A 25394-nucleotide genomic window follows, 5' to 3' on the forward strand; every position below is an offset into this window, starting at 1 on the left:
TATTAAAGCGCCAGCGTGTCGCGGAGAAGTTTGAACAGCTTACGCGAGCTGGCGGGCGGCTTGTCCTGATCGCGCTCACGCTGAGCGTTGCGAACTAGCTGACGTAGCGCTTGGCGATCCGCATTGGGATAGTCTGCCATAAACTGGTCAATGGCAGGATCGCCTTCTCCAATAAGCCGGTCCCGCCACTTTTCAAGACGATGAAAGGCATGGTCGCGCTGCTCTTTTTCCTGCTCAATTGAGTCAAAGACACCTTGAATCGCGGTCAGGTCCTCTTTGCGAACCAGCTTGCCGACATACTGCATATGACGGCGGCGCCCTTCGTGGGAGCGAATACGAGAGGTCTCTTCGATGGCACGCAGCATGTCGTCGGAGAGAGGAAAGCGGGCACGCTCAGCAGGTTTCATGGCGATTAAGGTTTCGCCGAGTGCTTGGAGCGCATGCATTTCGCGTTTGAGCTGCGACTTACTGGGGCGCTCTTCGGGTTCTTGAGTATCAAGGGGCTCGGGGCGTTTCTTCGGCATAGTAAGGCTCACAGACAAGATTCGTTGGCAGCATTATATCAGGCTGCGACAAGAACATTGATTCGGCGATGAGATTCGTACGAAAAAGGAGGCTATATGGCACAGGCATTTGATGCATCCTCGCAGCAGGCACTGCTAACCGCGCGTGCAGAAGAGGCGTTGACCTTGGCCAAGCGCCTGGGAGCCGATGCGGCGGAAGTGGGTGCAAGCGTTGACCAGGGCGTGGGCGTTAGCGTGCGCTTGGGCGATGTGGAGACGGTTGAGCTTTCACGAGACCAGGGCATTGCCGTCACGCTTTACGTCGGCAAGCGCAAAGGAAGTGCATCGTCGAGTGACGCCAGCAGTGCCTCGATTCAAGCAACGGTTGAGAAAGCATTAGCCATTGCGCGTTATACCGGTGAAGACCCGGTGGCTGGCTTGGCGGATGCCGATCAGATGGCGACCGAATTGCCGGACCTTAAGGTTCATTACCCGTGGGCGCTGACAACTGAGCAAGCAATCGACCTTGCGCTTGCCTGCGAGCAGGCGGGTCGCGACGTTGAGGGTATTAGTCAGTCAGAAGGCGCGTCGCTTTCAAGCGGTGAGGGCGTACGGGTTTATGCTAACAGCCATGGTTTTTTAGGTACCCAAAAAGGCAGTAGTCACTCCCTTTCATGCATGCTCATTGCTCAGGATGAAGACGGTATGCAGCGGGACTACGACTATACCTCTGCGCGTAATCCTCAGCATTTGCGCGACCCGAGCGAAGTAGGGCGCGAGGCTGCGGCCCGTACGCTGCGCCGGTTAGGTGCCAAGCGGCCGCCAACCGGCACCTTTCCCATTCTGTTTGATCCTTCGCTGTCTAGTGGTTTGGTTGGGCATTTATTGGGCGCATTGGCGGGTGGCGCGCTGTATCGTCAATCCTCTTTCTTGTGTGACCGTTTGGGCACGCCGTTATTTCCTGAGTGGTTTAGTCTGGAAGAGCGCCCTATGGAAATAGGAGCGACCGCCAGTACGCCGTTTGATGGAGAAGGTGTGCAGACACGTAATAACCGCTTTATCGAACAGGGGCGTATCGCAAGCTATATGCTTTCGTCCTACAGTGCCCGTCGCTTGGGCATGCAAACCACGGGGAATGCTGGCGGTGTCCGCAACGTGCGTTTAGACGCACCCTTGCAGACGCGTGATGCGCTGCTTAAAACGATGGGTCGAGGCATTTGGGTTACCGAACTAATGGGCCAAGGCGTGAACGGCGTAACCGGGGATTACTCGCGTGGTGCGGCGGGCTTCTGGGTCGAGAATGGAGAAATCCAGTATCCGGTTGAAGAATTTACCATCGCTGGAAACCTTGAGCGTATGTTCTCAGGCCTTGTTGGTATCGGAAGTGATATCGATACGCGCGGCAGCATTCATACGGGCAGCTGGTTAGTGGATGCGATGACCGTCGCCGGTAGCTAAAAAAGCCGCACTACTGATCTTCGTCAAAGCGGGCGTCGAACAGCGCTTGGATTGCATCAAGCGCTTGTTCGGCATCCTCGCCTTCCGCACAAATCCGCAGTTGGGTGCCGCAGGGTGCGGCCAGCATCAATAGCGACATGATGTTGGCTGCATCAGCCATTTGCTGCTGTTTATACACCTGTATGCTGGCGGAGTAGTGCTGGCTGCACTTCACCAGTTTTGTGGCGGCGCGGGCATGTAGGCCGCGCTGATTGGTAAGCGTTAAGGTTCTTTCTGGCACCCTGGTTCCTTTTTTCCGAGTGGTGTCATTAGGCATAAGCGTTTACGTAGGGCTGGGCGTCTACTCGGAAAATGGAGGAGCCGTCGGTGGCTCTGCCCGGGTTCCTCGTAGCGTGTATTGCAGCTCCAGTTCTCGGTGACGCAACTGGACTTCGCCGATGAGCGGTGCCAGCTTTTGCGCCAGCTGTTCGGCAATATACACAGAACGGTGCTGCCCGCCGGTACAGCCAATAGCCACCGTCATATAGCTGCGCTGACTATTTTGGTAAGCAGGCAGCCAGCGCTCAAGCATTGCCTGAATATCATGGCTCATCTCTTCGACAATCGGGTAGCCGCGCAGAAACGCAATAATCGTGGCATCACGTCCTGTGTACTGGCGTAGCGTTGGGTCCCAATAAGGGTTGGGCAGGCAGCGTACATCAAAGACTAAATCTACATCCATGGGTACGCCATGCTTGTAGCCGAACGACTCAAAGGTGAGTGTTAGCTGGTCTTTGCGCTGGTGGGCTACCTGGTCTGAAATGCGCCGACGCAGGTCGTGGACCGATAAGCGTGATGTATCAATCCGCAGGTCGGCCAAATCACGTATTTCGTTGAGCGTCTCTTCCTCTTTCTCTATCGCCTCTTCAAGCGTCATATCACTGTTGCGCGTTAACGGATGGCGTCGCCGTGTCGCAGAATAGCGTTCCAGTAAAATACGTGAATCGGTGGTTAGATAGATAACCTGACAATCTATAGGCCGCGCGCGCAGCTCTTCAAGCAGTGCGGGAAGGCGCTCAAGCGCCGCTGGCAGGTTGCGGGCATCAATACTGACCGCTAGATGCGTGCGCTCACCCTCGTCACGGAGTTCGTCAACCAAAGAACCAAGCAACATGGCGGGGAGATTATCAATGGCGTAATAGCCAATATCTTCCAGCGCTTGTAATGCGATTGATTTGCCAGAGCCAGAGCGGCCGCTAATAATCACCAGTTGCATAGTGGCTCTCTCTGATTGAACGTATAAAAGGGATAACGCATGAAAATGTGTTAGTCGTTATGGGCGATTATGGAGCGGCCTGTTCGCGAATCTTGCCCATTAGCAGGTCAAGCAAATCGTGCTGGCTGCTGGTTTTGCGTAATGCCTGGCGTGTGCTCGCATCATTCATAATGGTGGCCACTTGGCCCAAAAGCGACAAATGCGTGTCGTCAGCCTCTTCGGGAACAAGCAGCACAAAGACGAGGTCGACCGGGTCGCCATCAATAGCATCAAAATCAATAGGTTCTGATAATTTTAAAAAACCCGCAATAGGCGTAACGCAATGTGGGCTGCGCGCATGGGGGATGGCGACGCCGTTACCGATCCCCGTGCTGCCAAGACGTTCCCGGCCGATCAGTCGGCTGAAAACTTCCTGGCTATCCAGACTGGGTGTATTTTGAGCGATAAAGGTGCTGAAAAACTCCAGCACCCGCTTTTTGCTGCCCCCGGGCACGTCGTAAAGTACGCGCTCCGGGGGGAGGATGGTTTCCAACGTCATTGAATTAACGCACGCCAGCGCCTTGGGCGCGAGCTTGTGCTTTTTCCTTGTGCTTAACGAGTTGACGATCAATTTTGTCTGCTAAGGCGTCAATAGCGGCATACATATCGACATCTTCGGCGTCGGCATGTAAGTCGGCGCCTGCCGCATGAAGGGTGCACGCGGCATGTTGGCGCTCCTTCTCAATAGATAAGGTGACTTGTACCGTGGTGATGTGGTCGTAATGACGTTCGATGCGTTCAAGTTTTTCATTAACGTAGTCACGCAAGGCGTCAGTCAGTTCTACATGATGACCCGTGATATTTACTTGCATTGACGTGCTCCTTATCCATCGGACTGAATTTCGATTGTAACCCTTTTTACGGTGTTGCAAAGCCCCTGTCGCGAGTTTTGCCATTTCTCTTGTAACGACTAACGCAAACGACGACGTTCACTTGATGAGGGAATGCCCAGCGACTCACGATATTTCGCCACCGTACGGCGTGCCACTGTGATGCCGCCATCTCCCAGTAATGTCACCAAACGACTGTCCGAAAGAGGTTTGCCGGGAGGCTCATCTTGAATCAACTTTTTAAGCCGGGCGCGAATCGCGGTGCTTGAGTGGCTGTCTGCGCCATCTTGCCCGCTAATTTGGCTTGAGAAAAAGTACTTAAGTTCGAAGACACCCCGTGGGGTATGGATATATTTTTGTGTGGTGACCCGAGAAATGGTTGATTCGTGCATCTCAACCGCCTCGGCAATATCGGCAAGAATCAACGGCTTCATCGCTTCTTCACCGTGCTCTAAAAAACCGATTTGGCGAGTGATAATCTCGCGCCCTACGCGTAGAAGCGTGTCGTTGCGGCTGGACAGGCTTTTGATTAGCCAGCGCGCTTCTTGCAAGTGCTCTTTTAAAAACTGGTTATCCTGACTCTTGTCTGCACGCTTGATTAAACTGGCGTAGTCGGGCTGGATACGCAGCCGGGGCAGGGCTTCAGGGTTTAGCTCCAGGTGCCAGCCTTCATGATCATGACGTACGACCAGGTCGGGCGTGATATAGCTATCGTCGGTGACGCCATAAGCGCTGCCTGGGCGTGGGTCCAGGCTTCGGATCAGACCGATCACATCGTCTAGCTGCTCATCGTCCAGGCTTAGGCGGCGCTTTAATAGGCGCATGTCATTTTTGCCCAGCGCTTCAAGAAACTGGCGAACCAATCGGCGCGCGGGAACCAGTAGGGGCGTGTCGTCGGGGAGCGTTGCAAGCTGAAGCATCAAACATTCGCGCAAGTCACGGGCGAAGACGCCCGTTGGCTCGAACTGCTGTAAGCGCATCAGAGTGGTTTCCAACTCTCGCTGGCTGAGACCTTCGATGCTTTGAGCACGTAACCCATCGCGGATATCGTTGAGCGGCTGCGTCAGGTAGCCATTGGCATCCAGTGCATCAATCAGGCTTTCGGCGATTAGCTGCTCACGAGCCGTAAAATCGGTCATCGCCAGCTGCCAAAGGAGATGTCCATGCAGGCTTTGTTCCGCGGCCTGGCGTTCAAAATCAGGGCCTTCGCTGCCAGAGCTACCCATGTCCTGGTAAGTGTCAGACCAGTCGCTATCGACAGACAGTTCCTCGGGAATGCTTTCTGACCACTCCTCGTCGGGTGTTTCGACGGTCGCCTGCTCGCCGAACTCGTCTTCCTGCTCCAGCATTGGGTTGGCATCCAGTGCCTGCTGAATTTCCTGACGTAGATCCAATGTCGATAGCTGTAGCAGTGCAATCGCTTGCTGCAGCTGAGGTGTCATGGTCAGCTGCGTACCGATACGCAATTGGAGAGAAGCTTTCATGACCATCTGAGAACCACTCGTTAATCGGAAAGCTTCACCCTAGTGCGAGTCATGTTGTTGTGCAAGTGCAATAAGCATGCCACTGATAAAATTTTTACTGCAGATCACTGTTTAGCGGTGAAATTAAATTCATAAGCGAAAATCAGCACCCAGGTAAACTTCCCTCACTTTTTGGTTATCAAGGATAGTCTGAGGGCTGCCGCCAGCAATGATGTGGCCGTCACCGACAATATAGGCGATATCGCAAATATCCAGTGTTTCTCGGACGTTATGGTCAGTAATTAGCACGCCAATGTGGCGCTGTTTTAAGGCGCGAATAATGCTCTTGATTTCACCAACCGAGATGGGGTCGACACCTGCAAATGGCTCATCCAGCAAGATAAACGCGGGCTCTGTGGCCAAGGAGCGGGCAATTTCGACGCGTCGCCGCTCGCCGCCGGAAAGGCTCATGCCCAAGCTGTCACGGATGTGGGTAATATGAAAGTCGTCAAGCAGGGCCTCAAGCCGCTGCTCTCGTCCTGCCCTGTCCAGATCTTTGCGGGTTTCCAGAATCGCCATAATATTATCCGCAACCGATAGCTTGCGAAAAATAGACGCTTCCTGGGGTAGATAGCCAATGCCGGCCATCGCGCGTTCGTGCATGGGAACGCGGGTTAAGTCTTGCTCGTCGATACGCACCGTACCCGCATCAGACTTCACCAGGCCCACAATCATATAAAACGATGTGGTTTTGCCCGCGCCGTTAGGGCCAAGCAGGCCTACCACGCTGCCTTGAGCAATCTCCAGGCTAATGTCTTTAACCACGCGGCGGCGCTTATAGCTTTTTGCCAAGTGATTGGCGTAAAGGGTTTTTATGGGCGGTGCTTCCGCAATAGACATGGTTGGCTCCTATTGCGCTGGCTGAAGCGTCATGCGAATACGCTGCGGCTCGCTACCGTTTGCATCGGAGCGTGCCTGCACCACTTCGCGGTCAATGAAGTATTCCAGGCGGCCACCGGTAAACTGATCACCCGCCTGGGTCAGTTCGGCCTGGTCAATAAGCTCTACACGCCGCTCTGCTACGTGATAAACCACGCGTCGTGCCCATCCTTCCATCGGAGTGTCCTGATCATCGAGTTGATTGCGTAGATAGGCGCGCTCTCCGGTGGCAATAGCGCGAGAAAGCTCACCCGCGTCGTTACGGATAATTTCAACGCGATCCCCACGTAGCTGCATATTGCCTTGGCGAATATTGACATCGCCTGAATAAACGGCAGTGCCTGCACGCTGATCAAGGTCTAGCTGGTCGGCTTCTACTTCAATGGGAGCTTGGCTTGTCTGGGCCGCTGCCGATAGCGGCACCGCAAGGGCGAAAAGCGCGGTGCGAATAAAAGCGTTCATAGCGACTCCTAAGGATTTTGTGTTGCGGGGGGGTGATGGCCGCGGACGTTATCGGTTAGTCGGACCTGGCTATCATCAAGCCAAACATCCATACGTGATGCGCTCATTTGTTGAGGTGGCTGCTGAAACACGGCGGGCGCCTCGCTCCAGGCATGACGCGCTACCCCATCATAATGTAATAACTCAGTATCAAGCTGCCAGCCTTCTGTAGGCGCCAGAAGCTGTGCATCACCAGACAGTGTTAGCGCTTGGGTGGCCGTGTTCAGAACGCCTTCGTTGGCGTGAGCGAGCCACTCTCGGTTATCACTATCAAACAGCGTCGCTTCGGGTTGAGTGACTTCGGCCTGGGTGCTTTGTGGTATGTAAACCAATAAAGGCGCGGACAGCGACTGCTGGATATGCCCTGTTTCACCAAACAGCGTGATCTCGGCATTTTCCAGCACGTGGCTAGGCTCTTCAGCCTGCGCTTCTTCGTCAACGGGCCGGTCTTCCGGGCCGCGTGGGTCCAGCCATACCAGCAGCCCCCCTAAAGCGACCACCAGGGCCGCTAACCCGACGCGTTTCTTGGTTCTTTGAAACATTACACGCGACCATTCAAATACGACTCAAGAACAGTACTCCAGTGGCCCTGCGCTTCAAGCAATGTATCGCAAATTTCACGTACGGCGCCGTGACCACCCAAGCGGTCGGTAATCCAGTCAGCGTGGGTATGCATGTAATCGGGTGCGTTGGGTACCGTAATGCCAACGCCTGCGCGTTTGATAGGCGCAAGATCAGGCAAGTCATCGCCGCAGTAAGCCACCTGACTTAGGTTCAGATTGAGGCGCTCGCACAGCGCTTTCAAAGTAGTGAGCTTATCTTCGCAGCCCTGATGGACAAGGTTAATTCCCAGCGCCGCAGCACGCTGGCTCACCATGGGGGAGTCGCGTCCTGTAATTAACGCCACATGAATGCCCACACGTTTAAGCAACTTTAAGCCATGGCCGTCTTGTGTATGGAAGGCTTTGATCTCGATACCATCGGCTTGAAAGTATAGCCGTCCATCGGTGAGCACACCGTCAACATCGAGGGCAAGTAGTCGCACATGGCGAAGCTGGTCAAGTAGCGCAGTGGGGAGGGCCATAGAGACTCCTTGTCAGTAAACTGTTGGGTAAAGTGGTTAGATAACGCCGCTGGCAAGCAAGTCGTGCATATGGAGCGCCCCGATGGGGCGCTGTTCGTCATCGACGACCGCTAGCGCAGTAATACGGCTATCTTCCATGATGCGCACCGCTTCGGCGGCCAGTAGGTCGGGGCCAATGCGTTTGCCGGGTCGGGTCATTACATCGTCCACAGTTACTTTACGCAGATCATGAAACTGGTCGAGGGTGCGGCGTAAGTCGCCATCGGTATAAACACCTGCAAGTCGCCCTTCGCTGTCGACAACGCAGGTAAATCCCAACCCTTGGCGGGTAATCTCCAAGAGCGCATCACGCAGCGGGCTGCCTAGTGCTATCTGCGGCAAGCGTGCGCCGCTATGCATAAGGTCTTTAACGCGCAATAGCAGTCGTTTTCCCAGACTGCCACCGGGATGCGATAAGGCAAAATCATCAGCGGTAAATCCGCGTGCTTCAAGTAGCGCAACGGCAAGCGCGTCGCCCAGGGCAAGGGCGGCCGTCGTGGAACTTGTGGGGGCCAAGTCCAGAGGGCACGCTTCGCGTTCAACACCGCTGTTCAGGTGAGCATCCGCATGTTTGGCAAGTGTTGAGCCAGGGCGGCCTGTCATACTAATTAACGGTGTGCCTAGCCGTTTTAACAGAGGCAGTAGCGCCGTCACTTCGGCGGTTTCTCCGGAGTTTGAAAGTGCCAGGACCACGTCGTTGCGCGTAATCATCCCCAGGTCGCCGTGGCTAGCTTCACCTGGGTGAACAAAAAAAGCAGGTGTGCCGGTGCTGGCAAGCGTGGCGGCCAACTTTCCTGCTATATGGCCAGACTTGCCCATTCCCGTCACGACGACCCGGCCCTGACACGCCAGCATCAATTCACATGCACGGTCGAAGCTTTCATCAAGCTTGCCTTGAAGACCGCCAATGGCGGCTTGTTCTATTTGCAGCGTGCGTAGGGCGCTTTCACGCAACGGGCTAACAGTGGGTGAGGGCTGGGGCATGAACATCTCGTTTTAATAGAAATACAGTGCAAACGTAGTGCGATTAACTGACAAGAATACCATTTTGTGGGCATCTATAAGCATAGCGCTTTAACGGGTTTTTAGGGTGGGTTGGAACGCACGTCTTGCCATAAGTGCCATTGAAGCCAAGCTTGATGTTCGAGAATATTTAGAAAACGCTGTTTTTAAACGGTAGAATATCCAACCGATAAACGCACCCGCTACTATTAAGTAACAATGGGAGTCAACGAACCCATGACAGACGTTCCCTTCATCGAAATTGAAGACGTGCATTTTTCACGTGGGAGCCATGAGATCTTTCGTGGAATCAGCATGATTATTCCTCAGGGTAACGTCACCGCCATTATGGGGCCTAGCGGTACCGGCAAGACAACCTTGCTAAAACTCATTGGTGGTCAGCTAACGCCGGATCGTGGACGTATTATCGTCGATGGCCAGGACGTTCATCGGCTGTCGCGAAAAGCGCTGTTTGCATTGCGTAAACGTATGGGCATGCTGTTTCAAAGCGGCGCTCTGTTTTCTGACCTGGATGTGTTCGAGAACGTCGCGTTTCCCTTGCGCGTCCATACCGACCTGCCCGATGCCATGATTCGAGATCTGGTATTGCTAAAGCTTCAAGCGGTGGGGCTGCGCGGGGCTCGTCATCTAACGCCTGCAGAACTTTCGGGCGGTATGGCCAGGCGCGTGGCGCTGGCTCGGGCAATAGCGTTAGACCCGGAGCTCATTTTGTATGATGAGCCTTTTGTCGGGCAGGATCCTATTTCCATGGGCGTGCTGGTGCAGTTGATTAAACGGCTTAACCAGGCACTAGCGCTTACCTCGGTGGTGGTTTCTCACGATATTAAAGAGACACTAAGCATCGCCGATTATCTCTATCTTCTCGCTGATGGTCAGGTCGTCGCTGAGGGTACACCGCAAACGCTGAATGCCAATCAGGACCCACGCGTTAGCCAGTTCGTGCATGGCGAGCCAGACGGTCCGGTGCCATTTCACTATCCCGCCGAGACGCTGTACAGCGATATTCTTGGCCCCGTTACCGCGACAAGGGCAGGGTAATGCAGTCGAAATTTGAACAAGGCATCGGCTATATCGCCCGTTTGGGGCGTAAAGGGTGCGATGTAATGGAAGCGCTGGGCCGTGCCGGGCTATTTCTTGGCCAGTCAGCGGTCGGCGTGCCGTCTCGTGAAGGGTGGAGCCTCTGGCTGCGTCAAATGCATTTTGTGGGCGTGCTCTCGCTGGCGATTGTGATCGTATCGGGACTTTTTATTGGCATGGTGCTGGCGCTGCAGGGCTACACTATTTTGGTCGACTTTGGCGCGGAGCAGGCGTTAGGGCAAATGGTTGCGCTTTCCTTGCTGCGGGAATTGGCGCCGGTTGTCGCTGCGCTGCTGTTCGCCGGGCGGGCAGGGTCGGCACTCACCGCTGAGATTGGCTTAATGAAAGCTACCGAGCAGCTAACCAGTATGGAAATGATTGGCGTAGACCCACTGCGTAGAATTATTGCGCCCAGGCTCTGGGCTGGGTTCGTTTCGCTGCCCATTCTAACGGTTGGCTTTAGCGTCGTGGGTATTTGGGGTGGCTACCTGGTCGGTGTGGAGTGGCTTGGCGTTTTTGAAGGCTCTTACTGGAGCAACATGCAGGCCAGCGTATCGTTTATCGGCGATGTAGGTAACGGCATCATCAAGAGTCTTGTCTTTGCCGTCGTTGTTACCTGGATCGCGGTGTTTCAAGGCTATGACTTAATGCCGACGTCTGAAGGGATTTCGCGGGCCACAACGCGCACCGTCGTTTATTCATCGCTTGCAGTATTGGGGCTTGATTTTGTATTAACCGCCGTAATGTTCGGCGGCCTTTAATAGGTGGAGTGGTTTCATGAAACGCAGTAAAACAATGGAATTTGGCGTGGGTCTATTTATGCTGGCGGGGATTGTTGGGCTGATTTTTCTGGGCCTGCGCGTCAGTGGTTTAAGCCTTGCTAGCTCTTCTGAAACGTTTCACCTTGACGCCAATTTCTCCAATATTGGCGGATTAAAGCCGCGCTCTAGAGTCACCATGGCGGGCGTGACCGTTGGGCGCGTGGAGTCGATTGATTTAGATACCGACTGGTTTGACGCTCGGGTCACGCTACGCCTGGATAAGGACTTGGAAGGGCAGCTCTCCGAAGACACAACAGCCGCCATTTTAACCTCCGGCCTGTTGGGCGAGCAGTATATTGGCTTAAGCGTGGGTGGCGCCCCTGAAGTGCTTGAAGATGGCGATACCATTCGTGACACCCAGTCTGCGCTGGTGCTTGAAGAACTAATCCAGCAATTTGTATCCAATATGGCGAGTAATTAAACATTCTATTAGTAGAGGTGAATGTAATGCGAAACACGACACTGACGCCGATGCGCTGGCTTTTTGCGTTCATGATGTTGGTACTGGTCTTACCGCTTCAGGCGCATGCGCAAACCCAGTCGCCTGAAGCGATGGTTCGGGAAAACGTCAATGCTCTGATGGGAGAGATCGAGGGCAAGAGGGAGTATTACGCCAATCATATGGGTGAGCTTGAAGCGTTGGTCGACACTAGCCTTGAAGGCGTGGCGGACTTTCGCTATATCGGTGCCAGCGTGATGGGAAGCTACTTTCGTAACGCGACCCCGGAGCAGCGCAGTCGCTTTGCAAACGTGTTTCGCCAGACCTTGATTGATACGTATGCACGTGGCTTGGTAACGTTCGATTATCGTGAGCTGCGGGTGTTGAATAATCAGCGCGGTCAGCGTTACGAAGACCAGGCAAGTGTCGATATGGAAGTGGTGGCCAATAACGGACAGGTCTATCCGGTGAGCTATAGCCTGCGCCTGTCTGACGGTGAATGGCGCGTAGTGAACGTGATTGTTAACGGTATTAACCTGGGCCTGACGTTCCGCAACCAGTTTGACCAAGCAATGCGTGAAAACAATCGTGATTATGATGCGGTTATTCGTGGCTGGGCACCTGAAATTGGTGTCGACGAGCTGGAGCAGGGGGGCGATGCGTGACACGTTTACTGTCACTGCCCCAGCTAAGCCTCGAGGCTTCGCAAAATACATTGTGCGTTACGGGCGATGTTGGCATGGACGCGGCGGCAGAGCTTGCCGCCGCGGGTAAAAAATGGCTCCAGGCGACAGAGCAACGTGATGTTACGTTTGATTTTAATGGCGTCCATAAAGCCAGTAGTGCGGTTATAAGCGTGCTGTTTGAATGGATGCGTACCTGCCAGTCGCGCAGCATTACCGTCAATGCGGTGACCCTTTCAGCGCCCCTTGAACGCTTAGCGCTTCTTTCAGAAATTGAATCCCTTATTCATCCGCCAACCCTCGCCCGTTAGGGGGAGGCACCCTTGGCATCGCCAAGCGTGTCGCTTTTCTTTATTATGTTGCCTTATTAGTACTATTCACATCGACCTGAAGGAGTTTCCTGTCTCATGCAACCCAATGAGGTAAAAGCACTGCTTGAATCCCGTATCGACGGATGTGACTTTCATATCCAGGGCGAAGGCTGTAATTTTCAGGTGATTGCGGTGGGTGACGCCTTTGAAGGCCTCTCTCCGGTTAAGCGCCAACAGCTGGTTTACGCCGCATTAAGTGATGAAATTGCCTCGGGCGCTTTACACGCCATCAGTATTAAAACGTTCACTCCGGCGCAGTGGTCCACTGCGTCGGAAAACGCTCAATAACGGCGCCTGCATGGATAAGTTAATTATTACCGGCAATGGGTCGGTGGATGGTGAGGTCTGGGTAAGCGGCGCCAAAAACGCGGCTCTGCCTATCTTATGTGCCACCCTTTTGGCCGATGGCCCGGTGGTTGTCGGCAACCTGCCACATCTTCAGGATATTACCACGACGCTTGAGTTGTTGGGCCGTATGGGCGTTGAACCTGTCATGGGTGAACGGCTCACTATTCAGTTGGATGGCTCTCAAGTCACGCACTGTCACGCTCCTTATGAGTTAGTGAAGAAAATGCGTGCCTCCATTCTGGTGCTAGGCCCCTTGCTTGCCCACTTCGGTGAAGCAGATGTGTCGCTGCCCGGCGGGTGTGCCATCGGTTCTCGGCCTGTTGATCTGCACATCCGTGGCCTGGAGGCCATGGGGGCGGACATTCGGGTTGAAGCCGGGTATATCCGTGCTCGCGTTGATGGTCGCTTGAAAGGCGCGACTATTTTCTTCGATACGGTCACGGTAACTGGCACTGAGAATCTGTTGATGGCCGCCACCCTTGCCGAGGGTAAGACTGTCCTTGAGAATGCGGCGCGTGAACCAGAAATTGTTGATCTGGCCGAATGCTTGATCAAAATGGGCGCCAATATTCGTGGCCACGGCACTGACACCATTGTGATTGAAGGTGTCGAGAAGCTGCATGGCTGTCACCACGATGTTATGCCCGACCGTATTGAGACCGGCACCTTCCTGGTGGCAGCCGCCATGACCGGTGGGCGGGTGAAAGTAAAGCGCACCCGTGCGGACATTTTGGAAGCCGTGCTTGCCAAGCTTGAAGAAGCGGGCGCCGAGATTACCAGTGGTGATGACTGGATCGCGCTGGATATGCACGGTAAAAGGCCCAAGGCCGTTAATATCCGCACCGCGCCGTACCCGGCGTTCCCTACCGATATGCAGGCCCAGTTTGTGGCCATGAACGCCGTCGCCATTGGCCATTCACGCGTAGTGGAAACCATCTTCGAAAACCGCTTCATGCACGTGCAAGAGCTTAACCGCATGGGGGCGGACATAGCCCTTGAAGGTAACACCGCATTAATTAACGGTGTTGAAAAGCTTTCAGGCGCGCCTGTGATGGCCACTGATCTGCGTGCTTCCGCGTCGCTGGTGATTGCCGCCATGATGGCGGAAGGCGAAACGCTGGTTGACCGTATCTACCATATTGATCGTGGCTACGAGTGTATCGAAGAGAAATTGCAGCTGCTGGGTGCACGTATTCGCCGTATTCCTGGCTAAGCCATGCTATTAACCATTGGCCATTATAATGAGTAAGCAACTAATTTTAGCCCTTTCCAAAGGGCGTATTTTGGATGAGACGCTGCCGTTACTCGCTGATGCCGGTGTTACACCGGCAGAAGATTTGGGCAAGAGCCGTAAGCTGTTGTTTGATACCAACCTGCCCGATGTAAAACTGGTGGTTATTCGTGCCACCGATGTGCCGACCTATGTACAGCTGGGCGCAGCTGATCTAGGTATCGCGGGGAAAGATGTTTTATTGGAGCATGGTGCTGAAGGTCTTTATGAGCCGCTGGACCTGGATATTGCTCGCTGTAAGCTGATGACCGCCGGGGTGACAGGGGAGCGGCCTGCTCATGCGCGTCGGCGCGTAGCTACCAAGTTTGTGAATATTGCCAGGCGCTACTATGCCGAACAGGGTATTCAAGCCGAAGTCATTAAGCTTTATGGGGCAATGGAATTAGCGCCTTTAATGAATCTGGCCGATGAAATTGTTGATATTGTCGATACGGGCAATACGCTGCGTGCCAATGGCATGGAGCCACGTGAGTTAATTGCTCATATCAGCACACGCCTGGTCGTGAATAAGGCCGCCATGACCATGAAACATGAGCGTATCAAGCCGCTTTTGGCGCGCTTGGAGTGCGCCGTGAAAAAACGCCAAGCACAGCCTTCCACATAACGCGGGGTCTTTATGAGCACTATGTCTTCAGCGGTTGGCTCCACGCCCATGATCGCCCGGCTTTCAACGCTTGATGCCTCGTTCGATGACCACCTTGATACGCTGTTGGATTGGGAGGGGGTCTCGGATACGGCGGTAAAAGCACGGGTTGATGAAATTCTGGCGGATGTTAAAAAGCGCGGCGACGCAGCGGTTATTGAAGCGACCAATCGTTTTGATCGGCTTTCGGTTGAACGCATGGACGAACTGCGTTTAAAACCCGAGCAGCTAAAGCACGCTTTCGAAAACTTGCCCGCAGTGCAGCGCGATGCGTTAGCCAGCGCCGCCGAGCGTATTCGGCTCTATCATGAGCGGCAAAAGCCAACCTCTTGGCAGTATGAAGAGGCTGATGGCACGGTGCTGGGGCAGCAGGTTACGGCGCTTGATCGCGCGGGTATTTATGTCCCGGGGGGCAAGGCGGCTTATCCTTCTTCTGTATTGATGAACGCGATTCCTGCCCATGTGGCGGGCGTGCGCGAAATTGTGATGGTCGTTCCTACTCCTGACGGCGTGGTCAATGAGTTGGTATTGGCGGCGGCGCATTTGGCGGGGGTCGATGACGTCTTCACTATTGGTGGCGCTCAGGCTATCGCTGCGATGGCATACGGCACAGAAACCGTGCCGAGAGTGGACAAGATTGTTGGGCCCGGCAATATTTATGTCGCGACGGCTAAGCGGGCAGTATTCGGTCAGGTCGGTATCGACATGATTGCGGGGCCTTCCGAGATTTTAGTGGTCTCCGACGGGCAGACCGACCCGGACTGGCTGGCCATGGACCTGTTTTCACAGGCGGAGCATGACGAAGATGCTCAGGCGATTCTGGTCAGTTGGGATAGTGAACACCTGGATGCGGTGTCCGCCTCTATTGAGCGTTTGTTGCCCACGCTTGATCGCGAATCAATCGTGCGTGAATCGCTGAGTCGGCGGGGGGCGTTGGTGCTTTGTCAGAGCAAGGCTGAGGCGGTTGATATTATTAACCGTATCGCGCCCGAGCATCTTGAGCTTTCTGTCGATGCACCGGACACTTGGCTTGCTGACGTACGTCATGCCGGTGCGATCTTTATGGGGCGTTACACGGCAGAAGCGCTAGGGGATTACTGCGCAGGCCCAAACCATGTTCTGCCCACGTCCGGTACGGCGCGCTTCTCATCTCCCTTAGGGGTTTACGACTTCCAGAAGCGCTCCTCCATTATTCACTGCTCGCGTGAGGGGGCATCAGCATTGGGCGAGGTCGCGTCAGTATTGGCTCGCGGAGAGTCGCTGACCGCGCATGCGCGGTCAGCGGAGTATCGGGTTAAGCCGTAATTAGCCTGCGGGCGAGTGCTAGGATTCTTTAGGTCGCTCGCCCAATGGTGCGTTGGGAATCAGCGGGCGCTCGCCCACTTCAAGCGAGATATCGATGCGCTCGCCGCCACGAACAATGGTGATAGGCAGCGTTGTGCCGGGGGGGATAGAGGCAATATTGCTCATCGTAGCGCGAGCGTCCAGCACGGTTTGGCCGTTAACCGAGAACAGGATGTCGCCAGGCTCTAGCCCTGCCTTGTCTGCTGGGCCTCCGCTCGTCACACCCGCAACAATAACCCCTTGAGGTGTACGTAGCCCAAACGAGGCAGCGAGTTCGCGTGACAGCGCTTGCGCTTCAATTCCCAGCCAGCCACGTATAACCCGCCCCTGAGTCACTAGCTCATCCAGAACGCTGTGCGCCAGGTTGGCCGGGATCGCAAAGCCGATGCCTTGCGAGCCGCCGGAGCGTGAGAAAATCGCTGTGTTGATGCCCACCAGGGCGCCGTCGGGGTTGATCAGTGCGCCGCCTGAGTTACCCGGATTAATTGCCGCGTCCGTTTGAATAAAGTCTTCATAGGCATTTAAGCCTAAATGATTACGGCCGGTCGCGCTGATGATGCCCATGGTAACGGTTTGCCCTACACCAAATGGATTGCCGATGGCCAGCGCAACATCCCCAACGGCCACATCCGCTGAGTCGGCTATTTCAATGACCGGAAGATCCTCAAGGTCGATATGCAATACGGCGAGGTCGCTTTCGGGATCGGTGCCAATGACCTCGGCGAGTGTCTCACGCCCATCACGCAGTGCCACCTGAATCTCATCAGCGCCATTTATCACGTGATGGTTGGTTAGTACGTAGCCATCGTGACTGATAATAACCCCTGAGCCGAGGCTGGATAGCATGCGCTGGTGGGTTGTCGCATCGTCACCGCTGAAAAACTGCTGGAAAAAAGGGTCAGACATCAGCGGGTGTTGATCGCGCTCGACAATACGCGATGAGTAGATATTAACGACGGCAGGCGCTGCCTGGCTGACCGCGCTTGAATAGCTGGCAGGCCCTTGGTCACGCGAAAGCGGAGCGGCCTGGCGAGTTTCGGGGGCCGGGCGGCTGCTAACCTCGTCGCTGACATTCACCAGAGGGGAGGTGGGTGCTTGTGATGTCGTGGAGGGCGCGTTGGTAAAGGGATTGGGCAGCGTGTCCGGGAATGCAAACAGTAGCAGGGCAGCTAATAATACCCCGGTCAAAATAGGCCATAAATAAGGCAGCACAAAGCGGTGCATGCAAAAATTCCTCAGCGGGTAGTGGTCTTGTCAAACGTGAGGTTCGCGATCACACGAAGCGGGTTTTACTATGGCATTATGGTAACACTTTCTGATGCTCATCCTCATGATAGTCGACGAATCATTAAAGGAGCCCTTGTGACTCATCGCGATCAAATCGTAGCTGCTTGCGACCATCAGCTGCGTGCTTCAACGTTTAAGGACTTTACGATCAATGGCCTGCAAATCGCTGGGCGGCCGGATATTAAGCGCGTAATGAGTGGGGTCACTGCGTGCCAGGCGTTGCTGGAGGAAGCAGTCGCTTGGCAGGCCGACATGCTGTTGGTTCACCACGGCTACTTCTGGAAAAATGAGCCAGTGGCCATTACAGGCATGAAGCATCAGCGTATAAAAACGCTGATTAACCACGATATCAATTTGCTTGCCTATCATCTTCCGCTTGATGCCCATAGCGAGATGGGGAATAACGCAGAGCTTGCCAGGCGATTGGGCTGGCGGGTAGAGGGTTGTCTGGATGGTGAGTTGGGAGAGGGGTTTTTGTGGTCGGGGCGCTTGGCTCAAGCACAAAGCGTGACCGCGTTGGCAGAACAAATGGCGAATGTCTTGCAACGTGCGCCTTTGGTGATTGAGGCGCCGAACATGGGGGATATTGAGCGGATCGCCTGGTGTACAGGGGGCGCGCAAGACATGATTACAGCTGCTTTTGAAGCAGGTGCACAGGTGTTTGTGTCAGGTGAGATTTCTGAACGTACTACCCATTTGGCGCGCGAGCTGGGCATTCACTACATTGCCGCGGGTCATCATGCAACCGAGCGCTATGGCGTGCAGGCGCTGGGGGAGTGGCTGGCCGATGAGTACGATATTGAGCACCGCTTTGTCGATATCGATAACCCCGCCTGACCTTTTGACGACGGGGTTGAAAATCACCGGTAACGGGCGATGGCGTGAGGTGCAGGCTTAATAGCGAGGCGGTTGGGGCGTATCGGCGTTATCGCCTTTTAAGCCAAAGTTTTCTGCCAGCGTGCCATTTTTACCATCCGCATAGTCACGGGGGGTGGCCAGGCTACCCTCCGAATCAGGCCCTGTGGGTGTGGCGGCTTGATGCTGCGCTGGTTGCTGTCGCTCTTTGATGGCCGCAGGCGTGTTGCTGCCCAAATGCCACTGCTGTGCATCCTCGATGATTTTCTGCTCAAGCTGGTCGGCCTCGGCGAGAATGCACTTCAAATGCTCGAAGACACCCTCTAAATGGCCTCCCATGCCTTTTTTAAGCTCGGCGATTTGATGTTCTCGTTCCAGCACTGTTTGGCGTAAAGACGCGTTATGACGCTCTCCTTTACTAAACAGCCGATAGCATCCCAAGCCGAGGATGAAGCCAATAATAATGCCAATGATGGCAAAGGTATAAGGCGAGCTTGCTTCCACAGTTTTCTCCCTGATACTTGGAGCGCCCCGTCACGCTTGAGTGGACGGTTTGCGAACGGATCAAGCCTCATTATAGGCGTCGATTGGCAGGTTAGGTCAATCCAACCATGCGCTTAGACGATGTGCAGCGTATAATCCCAGCTTTTTGAAGGCGGCTGGTCGGATTTAGAGGGCCGTCGTAATACGCATTGGAGCGAGTAAATGTCAGCTACTTCTGCAAACCAAAAGGCAGGTTCGTCATCTCGGCCAACGCCCATGGAGCGCTATCGTGCAGATCTACGGCGCGAGGACTTTCAGCATGATGCGGCGCAGGAGTTAGCGGTTGAGCATTTGCAGCGCCTTTATGACGACCTAATGGCGACGCCCACCACGGTTTCCAAGGCCGTACTGGCACATGGCGGCTTGAAGGCCAAAATGAAGGGCCTGTTCGGTAAAGCCTCATCGTCAAACGAGCCGACGTTGCCCCAAGTGCAAGGCCTCTATTTTTGGGGCGGTGTAGGGCGTGGTAAAACCTATCTGGTTGATAATTTTTTTGAGTCGCTGCCCTTTCCTGAAAAGATGCGCACCCATTTTCATCGTTTCATGCAGCGGGTGCATAACGAGTTAACCCACTATAAGGGTGAGAAGAATCCTCTCACGCTGATTGCTGGTAAATTTGCCTCAGAGGCTCGGGTTATCTGCTTTGATGAGTTCTTCGTCAAGGATATTACGGATGCCATGATTCTGGCCAACCTGCTTGAGGCGCTGTTCGAGCGGGGTGTTGTGCTAGTCGCTACTTCCAACATCGTGCCGGATGACCTGTACAAGGATGGCCTGCAGCGGGCGCGCTTTCTCCCTGCCATCGATCTGGTCAAGCGTCACTGTGAAATAGTCAATGTTGATTCCGGGGTCGACTACCGGCTGCGCGCCTTGGAGCGCGCGGAGATATTTCACTCACCGCTGGATGAGGCGGCCGAGCTGGAGCTTACGCGTAGCTTTCGCGAGATTGCTGGTCACGAGGGTGAGACGGATGCGCCGTTGGAAATCAATCATCGGGTGCTGAAAGCGCGCAGGCTGCATGAAAATGTGGCGTGGTTTGAATTCCTGGAGCTCTGTGATGGGCCGCGTAGCCAGAATGACTATATTGAAATAGCGCGTAGCTTCAATACGGTGCTTGTGTCGAATGTGAAGCGGATGGAAGCCAGGCATGACGATCAGGCGCGCCGCTTTATCAATATGGTCGATGAGTTTTATGATCGCGGGGTAAAGCTATTAATGTCAGCAGAGGTGCCGGTAGAAGAGCTTTATAGTGACGGTAAGCTAACCTTTGAGTTTCAGCGTACGCTGTCGCGCCTTCAGGAAATGCAGTCGCGTGAATATTTGGCGCTGCCCCATAAGCCGTGATGAGGTTTATGGCCCAGTCGTTAAGAAAAGCCACGATTAGGGCTTAACTTGTCCCGTGCCATACTGTAGAATGCCGCCTCGCTACATGTTGTCAGGCTAAGCTTGGCAACCAAAAAAAATAGGGAAGGTGCTTCACCGCTTGACGGTGTTAGCCACCCAATACACTTAATCTGGTGATTTCATCCATGAAGACGTTCAGTGCTAAGCCGCAGTCCGTCCAGCGCGACTGGTATGTTGTCGACGCTACGGACAAAACGCTCGGTCGTCTGGCAACCGAGATTGCTCGCCGCCTGCGTGGCAAGCATAAGCCCGAATTTACTCCTCACGTTGATACTGGCGACTACATCGTTGTCATCAACGCTGAGAAAGTCCAAGTGACTGGCAACAAGGCGAAGGCTAAGACCTATTATCGCCACACCGGTTACCCGGGCGGCCTGCGCACCATGACATTCGACAAAATGCTTGATCATGCGCCCGAGCGCATCATTGAGTTTGCCGTTAAAGGCATGTTGCCGAAAGGTCCGTTGGGTCGTGCCATGTATACCAAGTTAAAAGTGTACGCCGGTGCCGAGCATCCGCATGCTGCCCAGCAGCCGCTTGAACTGAACATCTGAGGAAATCTTCGCCATGACACAGCAGTATTACGGTACCGGGCGCCGCAAGACTTCCACCGCTCGCGTGTTTATGAAGCCGGGCTCTGGCAAAATCACCGTTAACAACCAAGAACTCGACCTGTATTTCGGTCGTGTTACTGGTCGTATGGTGGTTCGTCAACCGCTGGAATTGACTGAAACCCTGAGCCAGTTCGACATTTTTGTCACTGTCGCTGGTGGCGGTGGTTCTTCTCAGGCTGGCGCTATCCGTCACGGCATTACTCGTGCCCTGATGAGCTATAACGAAGACCTGCGTCCTACGCTGCGTGCCGCTGGCTACGTAACGCGTGATGCGCGTCAAGTTGAGCGTAAGAAAGTCGGCCTGCGTAAAGCACGTCGTCGTCCGCAGTTCTCCAAGCGTTAATTTTTCAACGCTTATGCGGCAAAACGCCCAGGCCATCGGCCTGGGCGTTTTTTATTGTAAAATCAAAAATCATAATGCATTAGTATCAAATTATATTAGCATCAAGTTATTTTGGCGGTCCTGGAGCAGCATGACGGCTGTCAAAGATATCCCTCTATTTATCGTATAGTATTTCGCAGATTCGTTCTTTTATGTATCGGGTGGCCACGTATCACGTTAATGGGAGAAGCCTTGCATGGCAGAGCACGGCATCAATAAAGGTCGACGACGTTTCCTTATTGGCGCTACCTCCGTTATAGGAGCAGTAGGCATGGTCGGCGTGGCCGTTCCCTTTGTGGCATCGTGGCAACCCAGTGCGAGGGCGCGAGCGGCGGGTGCGCCGGTTCAAGCGGATATATCCAAGCTGCAGCCTGGTCAGCGTATGACCGTTGAGTGGCGGGGCAGGCCCGTATGGATCATTCGCCGAACGCCTGAAATGATAGCGCGCACTGAAATCGTGGCGACAGAGCGCTTGGCAGACCCTGATTCAAATCACCCTCAGCAACCTGTCTATGTGCAAGGAGCGCTTCGCTCGATTAAGCCGGAAGTGGGGGTGTTGATTGGCCTCTGCACGCATTTTGGCTGTTCGCCGCTGTATCGGCCTGAGCCAGACGCACAGGCCGATAGTGATGATGACTGGTCAGGTGGTTTTTTTTGCCCGTGCCACGGTTCGCGTTTTGATTTGGCGGGGCGCGTATATACCGGTATGCCTGCACCGACGAATCTAGAAGTGCCCCCTTATCATTATCTGAACGATACTATTATCGTGGTGGGCGAAGATAAGGAGGCTGTTTGATGGCGGTGCGCGAGAAGTCGGGCGGTTTGCTGGGCTGGCTGGATGCTCGGTTTCCAGTAAGCAGGCTATGGCGCGACCATCTGGCCAACTACTACGTACCTAAAAATCTTAATATCTGGTACGTCTTTGGATCGCTTGCGCTACTGGTGCTGGTCAATCAGCTGTTGACCGGTATCTGGTTGACCATGAGCTATCGTCCTTCTCCTGAAGAGGCGTTTGCGTCCATCGAATATATAATGCGCGACGTTGAGTGGGGCTGGTTGATTCGTTATCTCCATACAACGGGCGCATCCGCTCTGTTTATTGTTGTTTATCTGCACATGTTTAGGGGGCTTTTGTACGGTTCTTATAAAGCGCCGCGTGAGCTTGTGTGGGTGTTCGGTATGGCGCTGTATTTGATTCTGATGGCCGAAGCGTTTATGGGATATTTGCTGCCGTGGGGGCAAATGTCCTATTGGGGAGCGCAGGTAATTACCTCATTTTTTTCAGCTATTCCAGGTATCGGCCCCGGGCTTGCCGAGTGGGTGCGCGGCGATTATGTGGTGTCAGGGGCTACCTTGAATCGTTTTTTCGCGCTGCATGTCATTGCACTGCCGCTGGTGATTCTTGGGCTGGTGGTGCTGCACATTGTCGCGCTGCATGAGGTGGGGTCGAATAATCCTGATGGTATTGAAATTAACGCGTTGAAAGACGCTGCGGGCAAGCCGGTAGATGGTATTCCCTTTCATCCCTACTATACCGTTAAAGATCTGGTTGGCGTGGCCATCTTTCTCTTCGTTTTTTGTGGCGTTGTGTTTTACTTCCCGGAAGGCGGCGGTTTTTTTATTGAGCAGCCGAACTTTGCGCCGGCTGATCCGCTTAATACGCCCGACCATATTGCGCCTGTTTGGTACTTCACGCCTTTCTATGCCATTTTACGGGGAGTGAACTTCTCGCTGTTGGGTCTGGATGCTCGCTTTTTGGGCGTTGTTTTTATGGGTGGTGCTATTGCAGTGCTGTTTGTTTTGCCGTGGTTGGACCGTAGCCCGGTGCGATCCATGCGCTATAAAGGCTGGATGTCGAAGCTGATGCTGGTCGTGTTTGTTGCAAGCTTTGTCGCGTTAGGCGTGTTGGGTGTATTGCCGTCTACCCCTGTTCGGACACGATTGGCGCAACTATTTACCGTGCTGTACTTTGCGTATTTTTTATTGATGCCGCTCTATACCCGGTTGGAAAAAACCAGGCCCGTGCCGAAAAGGGTGACTGGCTAATGAAAAAATACGTAATGGCTCTGTTTTTATGGCTATTGCCGATGACGGCTACGGCGCAAGAAGAAGCACGTAACGTGACTTCAATGTCGCCCGACTTGCAGGATAGAGCGTCTCTGCAAAATGGTCTCAAGCTTTATGTTAACTACTGTCTTGGGTGTCATACGCTGAGTTATCAGCGATTTTCGCGCACTGCGGACGACCTGGGTATTCCTGAGGCGTTGATGAAAGATAGTGTTATGTTCTCATCAGGTCTTTCATTTAACGACGCTATGCATAATGCGCTAAGCGACGACGATGCCGCGCAATGGTGGGGCGCTGCACCGCCAGATTTATCCCTAACGACACGTGTGCGTGGGGTCGATTGGGTGTACAGCTTTCTGTTGGGGTTCTACAGAGATCCCGCGCGCCCTACAGGCGTCAATAATACGGTCTATGAGTCGGTGGCAATGCCGAATGTGCTTGAGCCTCTTCAAGGTGTGCAAGAGCTCGACTGTCGTCAGGCTCGGCCTTTAGCACTAGGTGGCGGGCGGTGTCAGCAATTAAGCGTGGCGGCGCCTGGAGAGCTATCGCCCGAAGCGTTTGAAAAAGCCGTATACGATATTACCAATTTTTTAGCCTATGTTGGCGAGCCTTCTAGGCTGAAGGCGCAGAGTATTGGTCCTAAAGTTTTGTTTTTTATATTTATTTTTAGCGTATTTGCTTACTTGCTGAAGCGTGAGTACTGGAAAGATATCCGTTAGCGTCGAATGCTAAAAATAGAGTTAAGCCATCGTGTAAATCACATGGCGGTTGCGTTGTTGTTAAGCGGTAACCCAAAACAGGCTGCCTTACCATAAGGTGGCTCTGGCGTGTTATTATCCATAATTGTTTTAATGCGAGGATGCTTTCATGGGTGTTGTGGCCAAGCGGTCGTCGATGATTTTTTACTCAGGTAGTGATGATCATTTTAGTCATCGTGTGCGCATTGTTCTGGCTGAGAAGGGGGTGGCCGTTGATGTTGTTGATGTTAACGAAGAGCAGCCGCCCGAAGATTTAGCAGACCTCAACCCGTACAACAGTGTGCCCACGTTGTTGGATCGTGATTTAGTGCTCTATGAGTCAAAAGTCATGATGGAGTATTTGGATGAGCGTTTCCCGCATCCACCGTTACTCCCAGTTTACCCTGTGGCCCGTGCGCAGAGCCGTCTTTGGATGCACCGCATTGAGCGAGAGTGGTGCCCCAAGGTCGACCAGATCCGTAGCGGTGGGAAGAAAGAGGCGGACAAGGCGCGTAAAGAGCTGCGTGAAAGCCTGATTGGTATTTCACCGATCTTTGAAGATATGCCTTTCTTTATGAGCGAAGAGTTCACTCTGGTGGACTGCTGTCTCGCGCCGATCTTGTGGCGTTTGCCAGATCTTAATATTGAGCTGCCTGAAAAGCAGGTTAAGCCACTTTTAAGCTACATGTCGCGAGTGTTTGAGCGGGAAGCGTTCAAAGCATCTTTGAGTGAGCGCGAAAAAGAGATGCGTACTTGAATTTACATGGCCCCATCGCCCGGTAAGGGCTGGGGTCTTACTTGTCAGGAGGAGGGAGTCTTATGAAATCGAGTCGCCCCTATCTCGCCCGAGCGCTCTATGAGTGGTTGCTGGATAATGAACTAACCCCTTACCTGGTCGTTGATGCGACGCAGGCCGGGGTCGAAGTGCCGCGCCAGTTTGTACAGAATGGTCAGATTGTGTTGAACGTGGCGCCAACAGCCGTGCGTGATTTGTTTATGGAGAATCAGGCAATTGGCTTTAACGCACGTTTTGGCGGTCAGCCCATGCAGGTGATGGTGCCCATTCCTGCGCTGATTGCTATTTATGCCCGTGAAAATGGTGTGGGCATGGTGTTTGGTCACGAGCCTGAGCTTGCTGAAGAAGGGGATGAAGAGGAGCAGTTTGATGAGGCGCCTGACTCACCTTCCAAGCCTGAATTGACGGTGACGGAGCCTGTTTCTGGCGGCAACCTTGAAGATGCTTCTGAAGCGTCCTCAACGTCTTCGACGTCCAAGAAGAAGCCAACGCTGCGCGTCGTAAAATAGCGCCAGTGCTATCTGGCCAGGCTATAAAAGGTCAGGCCATAAAAAACCT

Annotated in this window: 32 protein-coding genes; 19 read left to right on the forward strand and 13 right to left on the reverse strand. The window is 53.9% G+C overall.

The features are described 5' to 3' along the window. Positions 1–2 precede the first annotated feature (2 nt). Complete coding sequence (yjgA, locus tag ACT3TC_RS01255; protein ID WP_444621400.1) at positions 3–524, reverse strand: ribosome biogenesis factor YjgA; 522 nt, start codon at positions 522–524, stop codon at positions 3–5. A 96-nt stretch (positions 525–620) separates the two neighbouring features. Here yjgA and pmbA point away from each other — a divergent pair, with 96 nt between their 5' ends. Beyond that, positions 621–1961, forward strand: coding sequence for a metalloprotease PmbA (gene pmbA / locus ACT3TC_RS01260; RefSeq protein WP_444638850.1), 1341 nt, complete (start codon positions 621–623; stop codon positions 1959–1961). A gap of 10 nt (positions 1962–1971) precedes the next feature. Here the strand turns inward: pmbA and ACT3TC_RS01265 are convergent, their stop codons facing one another. From ACT3TC_RS01265 to ACT3TC_RS01310, 10 genes are all read right to left on the reverse strand, one after another. Further along, positions 1972–2241: an HPr family phosphocarrier protein gene (locus ACT3TC_RS01265; RefSeq protein WP_172116307.1), complete on the reverse strand. Its 270-nt coding sequence runs from the start codon at positions 2239–2241 to the stop codon at positions 1972–1974. Positions 2242–2301: 60 nt separating this feature from the next. Beyond that, complete coding sequence (gene rapZ, locus ACT3TC_RS01270; protein ID WP_444638851.1) at positions 2302–3216, reverse strand: RNase adapter RapZ; 915 nt, start codon at positions 3214–3216, stop codon at positions 2302–2304. Positions 3217–3283: 67 nt separating this feature from the next. Continuing rightward, the gene (locus tag ACT3TC_RS01275; RefSeq protein ID WP_193053810.1) at positions 3284–3754 is read right to left on the reverse strand and encodes a PTS sugar transporter subunit IIA; all 471 of its coding nucleotides are present in this window, start codon (positions 3752–3754) and stop codon (positions 3284–3286) included. A 4-nt stretch (positions 3755–3758) separates the two neighbouring features. Beyond that, positions 3759–4067, reverse strand: coding sequence for a ribosome hibernation-promoting factor, HPF/YfiA family (gene hpf / locus ACT3TC_RS01280; protein WP_172116309.1), 309 nt, complete (start codon positions 4065–4067; stop codon positions 3759–3761). Positions 4068–4165: 98 nt separating this feature from the next. Further along, positions 4166–5575, reverse strand: a complete 1410-nt coding sequence (locus ACT3TC_RS01285; protein ID WP_444638852.1) for an RNA polymerase factor sigma-54 — start codon at positions 5573–5575, stop codon at positions 4166–4168. Between the two features lie 123 nt (positions 5576–5698). Next, positions 5699–6448 (reverse strand): LPS export ABC transporter ATP-binding protein, encoded by a 750-nt coding sequence (gene lptB, locus ACT3TC_RS01290; RefSeq protein WP_087109427.1) that lies wholly within the window; start codon positions 6446–6448, stop codon positions 5699–5701. A gap of 9 nt (positions 6449–6457) precedes the next feature. Then, positions 6458–6949, reverse strand: a complete 492-nt coding sequence (gene lptA, locus ACT3TC_RS01295; protein WP_444638853.1) for a lipopolysaccharide transport periplasmic protein LptA — start codon at positions 6947–6949, stop codon at positions 6458–6460. An 8-nt stretch (positions 6950–6957) separates the two neighbouring features. Further along, positions 6958–7530 carry an LPS export ABC transporter periplasmic protein LptC gene (lptC, locus tag ACT3TC_RS01300; protein WP_444638854.1) on the reverse strand — a complete coding sequence of 191 codons (573 nt, stop codon included), beginning with the start codon at positions 7528–7530 and terminating at the stop codon, positions 6958–6960. Then, positions 7530–8072: a KdsC family phosphatase gene (locus ACT3TC_RS01305; RefSeq protein WP_172116313.1), complete on the reverse strand. Its 543-nt coding sequence runs from the start codon at positions 8070–8072 to the stop codon at positions 7530–7532. The genes lptC and ACT3TC_RS01305 overlap by 1 nt, the downstream gene beginning before the upstream one ends. Before the next feature lie 36 nt (positions 8073–8108). Continuing rightward, positions 8109–9095, reverse strand: coding sequence for a KpsF/GutQ family sugar-phosphate isomerase (locus ACT3TC_RS01310; protein ID WP_444638855.1), 987 nt, complete (start codon positions 9093–9095; stop codon positions 8109–8111). 255 nt (positions 9096–9350) lie between these two features. On the opposite strand from ACT3TC_RS01310, the gene ACT3TC_RS01315 reads away from it, so the two are divergent. The 9 genes from ACT3TC_RS01315 (at position 9351) to hisD (ending at position 16112) form a co-directional block, all read left to right on the forward strand. Further along, a complete protein-coding gene (locus ACT3TC_RS01315) occupies positions 9351–10172 on the forward strand; it encodes an ABC transporter ATP-binding protein (protein WP_172116315.1) in 822 nt (273 codons plus the stop codon). Further along, positions 10172–10972, forward strand: a complete 801-nt coding sequence (gene mlaE, locus ACT3TC_RS01320) for a lipid asymmetry maintenance ABC transporter permease subunit MlaE (RefSeq protein WP_172116316.1) — start codon at positions 10172–10174, stop codon at positions 10970–10972. Before ACT3TC_RS01315 ends, mlaE begins: the two co-directional genes overlap by 1 nt. Positions 10973–10988: 16 nt before the next feature. Continuing rightward, entirely contained in the window at positions 10989–11453 is a 465-nt protein-coding gene (gene mlaD, locus ACT3TC_RS01325) for an outer membrane lipid asymmetry maintenance protein MlaD (protein WP_444638856.1), read from the forward strand. 26 nt (positions 11454–11479) lie between these two features. Beyond that, complete coding sequence (locus tag ACT3TC_RS01330) at positions 11480–12136, forward strand: MlaC/ttg2D family ABC transporter substrate-binding protein (protein ID WP_444638857.1); 657 nt, start codon at positions 11480–11482, stop codon at positions 12134–12136. Then, positions 12133–12465, forward strand: coding sequence for an STAS domain-containing protein (locus ACT3TC_RS01335; protein WP_441677039.1), 333 nt, complete (start codon positions 12133–12135; stop codon positions 12463–12465). The genes ACT3TC_RS01330 and ACT3TC_RS01335 overlap by 4 nt, the downstream gene beginning before the upstream one ends. A 96-nt stretch (positions 12466–12561) precedes the next feature. Next, complete coding sequence (locus tag ACT3TC_RS01340) at positions 12562–12813, forward strand: BolA family protein (protein ID WP_444630089.1); 252 nt, start codon at positions 12562–12564, stop codon at positions 12811–12813. Positions 12814–12823: 10 nt separating this feature from the next. Continuing rightward, on the forward strand, positions 12824–14086 hold the full coding sequence (murA, locus tag ACT3TC_RS01345) for a UDP-N-acetylglucosamine 1-carboxyvinyltransferase (protein WP_172116321.1): 1263 nt from the start codon (positions 12824–12826) through the stop codon (positions 14084–14086). 28 nt (positions 14087–14114) lie between these two features. After that, positions 14115–14768 carry an ATP phosphoribosyltransferase gene (gene hisG / locus ACT3TC_RS01350; RefSeq protein ID WP_444638858.1) on the forward strand — a complete coding sequence of 218 codons (654 nt, stop codon included), beginning with the start codon at positions 14115–14117 and terminating at the stop codon, positions 14766–14768. Between the two features lie 12 nt (positions 14769–14780). Continuing rightward, the gene (hisD, locus tag ACT3TC_RS01355) at positions 14781–16112 is read left to right on the forward strand and encodes a histidinol dehydrogenase (protein WP_444638859.1); all 1332 of its coding nucleotides are present in this window, start codon (positions 14781–14783) and stop codon (positions 16110–16112) included. 18 nt (positions 16113–16130) lie between these two features. On the opposite strand, the gene ACT3TC_RS01360 is transcribed toward hisD, so the two are convergent. After that, positions 16131–17375 carry a Do family serine endopeptidase gene (locus tag ACT3TC_RS01360; RefSeq protein WP_444638860.1) on the reverse strand — a complete coding sequence of 415 codons (1245 nt, stop codon included), beginning with the start codon at positions 17373–17375 and terminating at the stop codon, positions 16131–16133. A gap of 138 nt (positions 17376–17513) precedes the next feature. Between ACT3TC_RS01360 and ACT3TC_RS01365 the strand changes: the two genes are divergently transcribed. Next, the gene (locus tag ACT3TC_RS01365; RefSeq protein WP_172116324.1) at positions 17514–18275 is read left to right on the forward strand and encodes a Nif3-like dinuclear metal center hexameric protein; all 762 of its coding nucleotides are present in this window, start codon (positions 17514–17516) and stop codon (positions 18273–18275) included. Positions 18276–18332: 57 nt separating this feature from the next. Here ACT3TC_RS01365 and ACT3TC_RS01370 read toward each other — a convergent pair whose 3' ends face one another. Beyond that, on the reverse strand, positions 18333–18797 hold the full coding sequence (locus ACT3TC_RS01370) for a ZapG family protein (RefSeq protein WP_444638861.1): 465 nt from the start codon (positions 18795–18797) through the stop codon (positions 18333–18335). A gap of 201 nt (positions 18798–18998) precedes the next feature. Here ACT3TC_RS01370 and zapE point away from each other — a divergent pair, with 201 nt between their 5' ends. From zapE to ACT3TC_RS01410, 8 genes are all read left to right on the forward strand, one after another. Further along, a complete protein-coding gene (gene zapE / locus ACT3TC_RS01375; RefSeq protein ID WP_444638863.1) occupies positions 18999–20180 on the forward strand; it encodes a cell division protein ZapE in 1182 nt (393 codons plus the stop codon). Positions 20181–20365: 185 nt separating this feature from the next. Beyond that, positions 20366–20794, forward strand: a complete 429-nt coding sequence (gene rplM, locus ACT3TC_RS01380) for a 50S ribosomal protein L13 (protein WP_172116327.1) — start codon at positions 20366–20368, stop codon at positions 20792–20794. Positions 20795–20807: 13 nt separating this feature from the next. Then, positions 20808–21197: a 30S ribosomal protein S9 gene (rpsI, locus tag ACT3TC_RS01385; RefSeq protein ID WP_444621412.1), complete on the forward strand. Its 390-nt coding sequence runs from the start codon at positions 20808–20810 to the stop codon at positions 21195–21197. 235 nt (positions 21198–21432) lie between these two features. Next, positions 21433–22032, forward strand: coding sequence for a ubiquinol-cytochrome c reductase iron-sulfur subunit (gene petA / locus ACT3TC_RS01390; protein WP_444638864.1), 600 nt, complete (start codon positions 21433–21435; stop codon positions 22030–22032). Continuing rightward, positions 22032–23282: a cytochrome b gene (locus tag ACT3TC_RS01395; RefSeq protein ID WP_444638865.1), complete on the forward strand. Its 1251-nt coding sequence runs from the start codon at positions 22032–22034 to the stop codon at positions 23280–23282. The genes petA and ACT3TC_RS01395 overlap by 1 nt, the downstream gene beginning before the upstream one ends. Continuing rightward, positions 23282–24022 carry a cytochrome c1 gene (locus ACT3TC_RS01400; RefSeq protein ID WP_444638867.1) on the forward strand — a complete coding sequence of 247 codons (741 nt, stop codon included), beginning with the start codon at positions 23282–23284 and terminating at the stop codon, positions 24020–24022. The genes ACT3TC_RS01395 and ACT3TC_RS01400 overlap by 1 nt, the downstream gene beginning before the upstream one ends. Before the next feature lie 148 nt (positions 24023–24170). Beyond that, positions 24171–24797 carry a stringent starvation protein SspA gene (gene sspA, locus ACT3TC_RS01405; protein ID WP_172116332.1) on the forward strand — a complete coding sequence of 209 codons (627 nt, stop codon included), beginning with the start codon at positions 24171–24173 and terminating at the stop codon, positions 24795–24797. 62 nt (positions 24798–24859) lie between these two features. Beyond that, the gene (locus ACT3TC_RS01410; RefSeq protein ID WP_193053794.1) at positions 24860–25345 is read left to right on the forward strand and encodes a ClpXP protease specificity-enhancing factor; all 486 of its coding nucleotides are present in this window, start codon (positions 24860–24862) and stop codon (positions 25343–25345) included. The last annotated feature ends 49 nt before the right edge of the window (positions 25346–25394 follow it).

Source organism: Halomonas sp. AOP27-A1-41 (genome assembly GCF_052378605.1).
Lineage (GTDB): Bacteria > Pseudomonadota > Gammaproteobacteria > Pseudomonadales > Halomonadaceae > Vreelandella > Vreelandella citrativorans.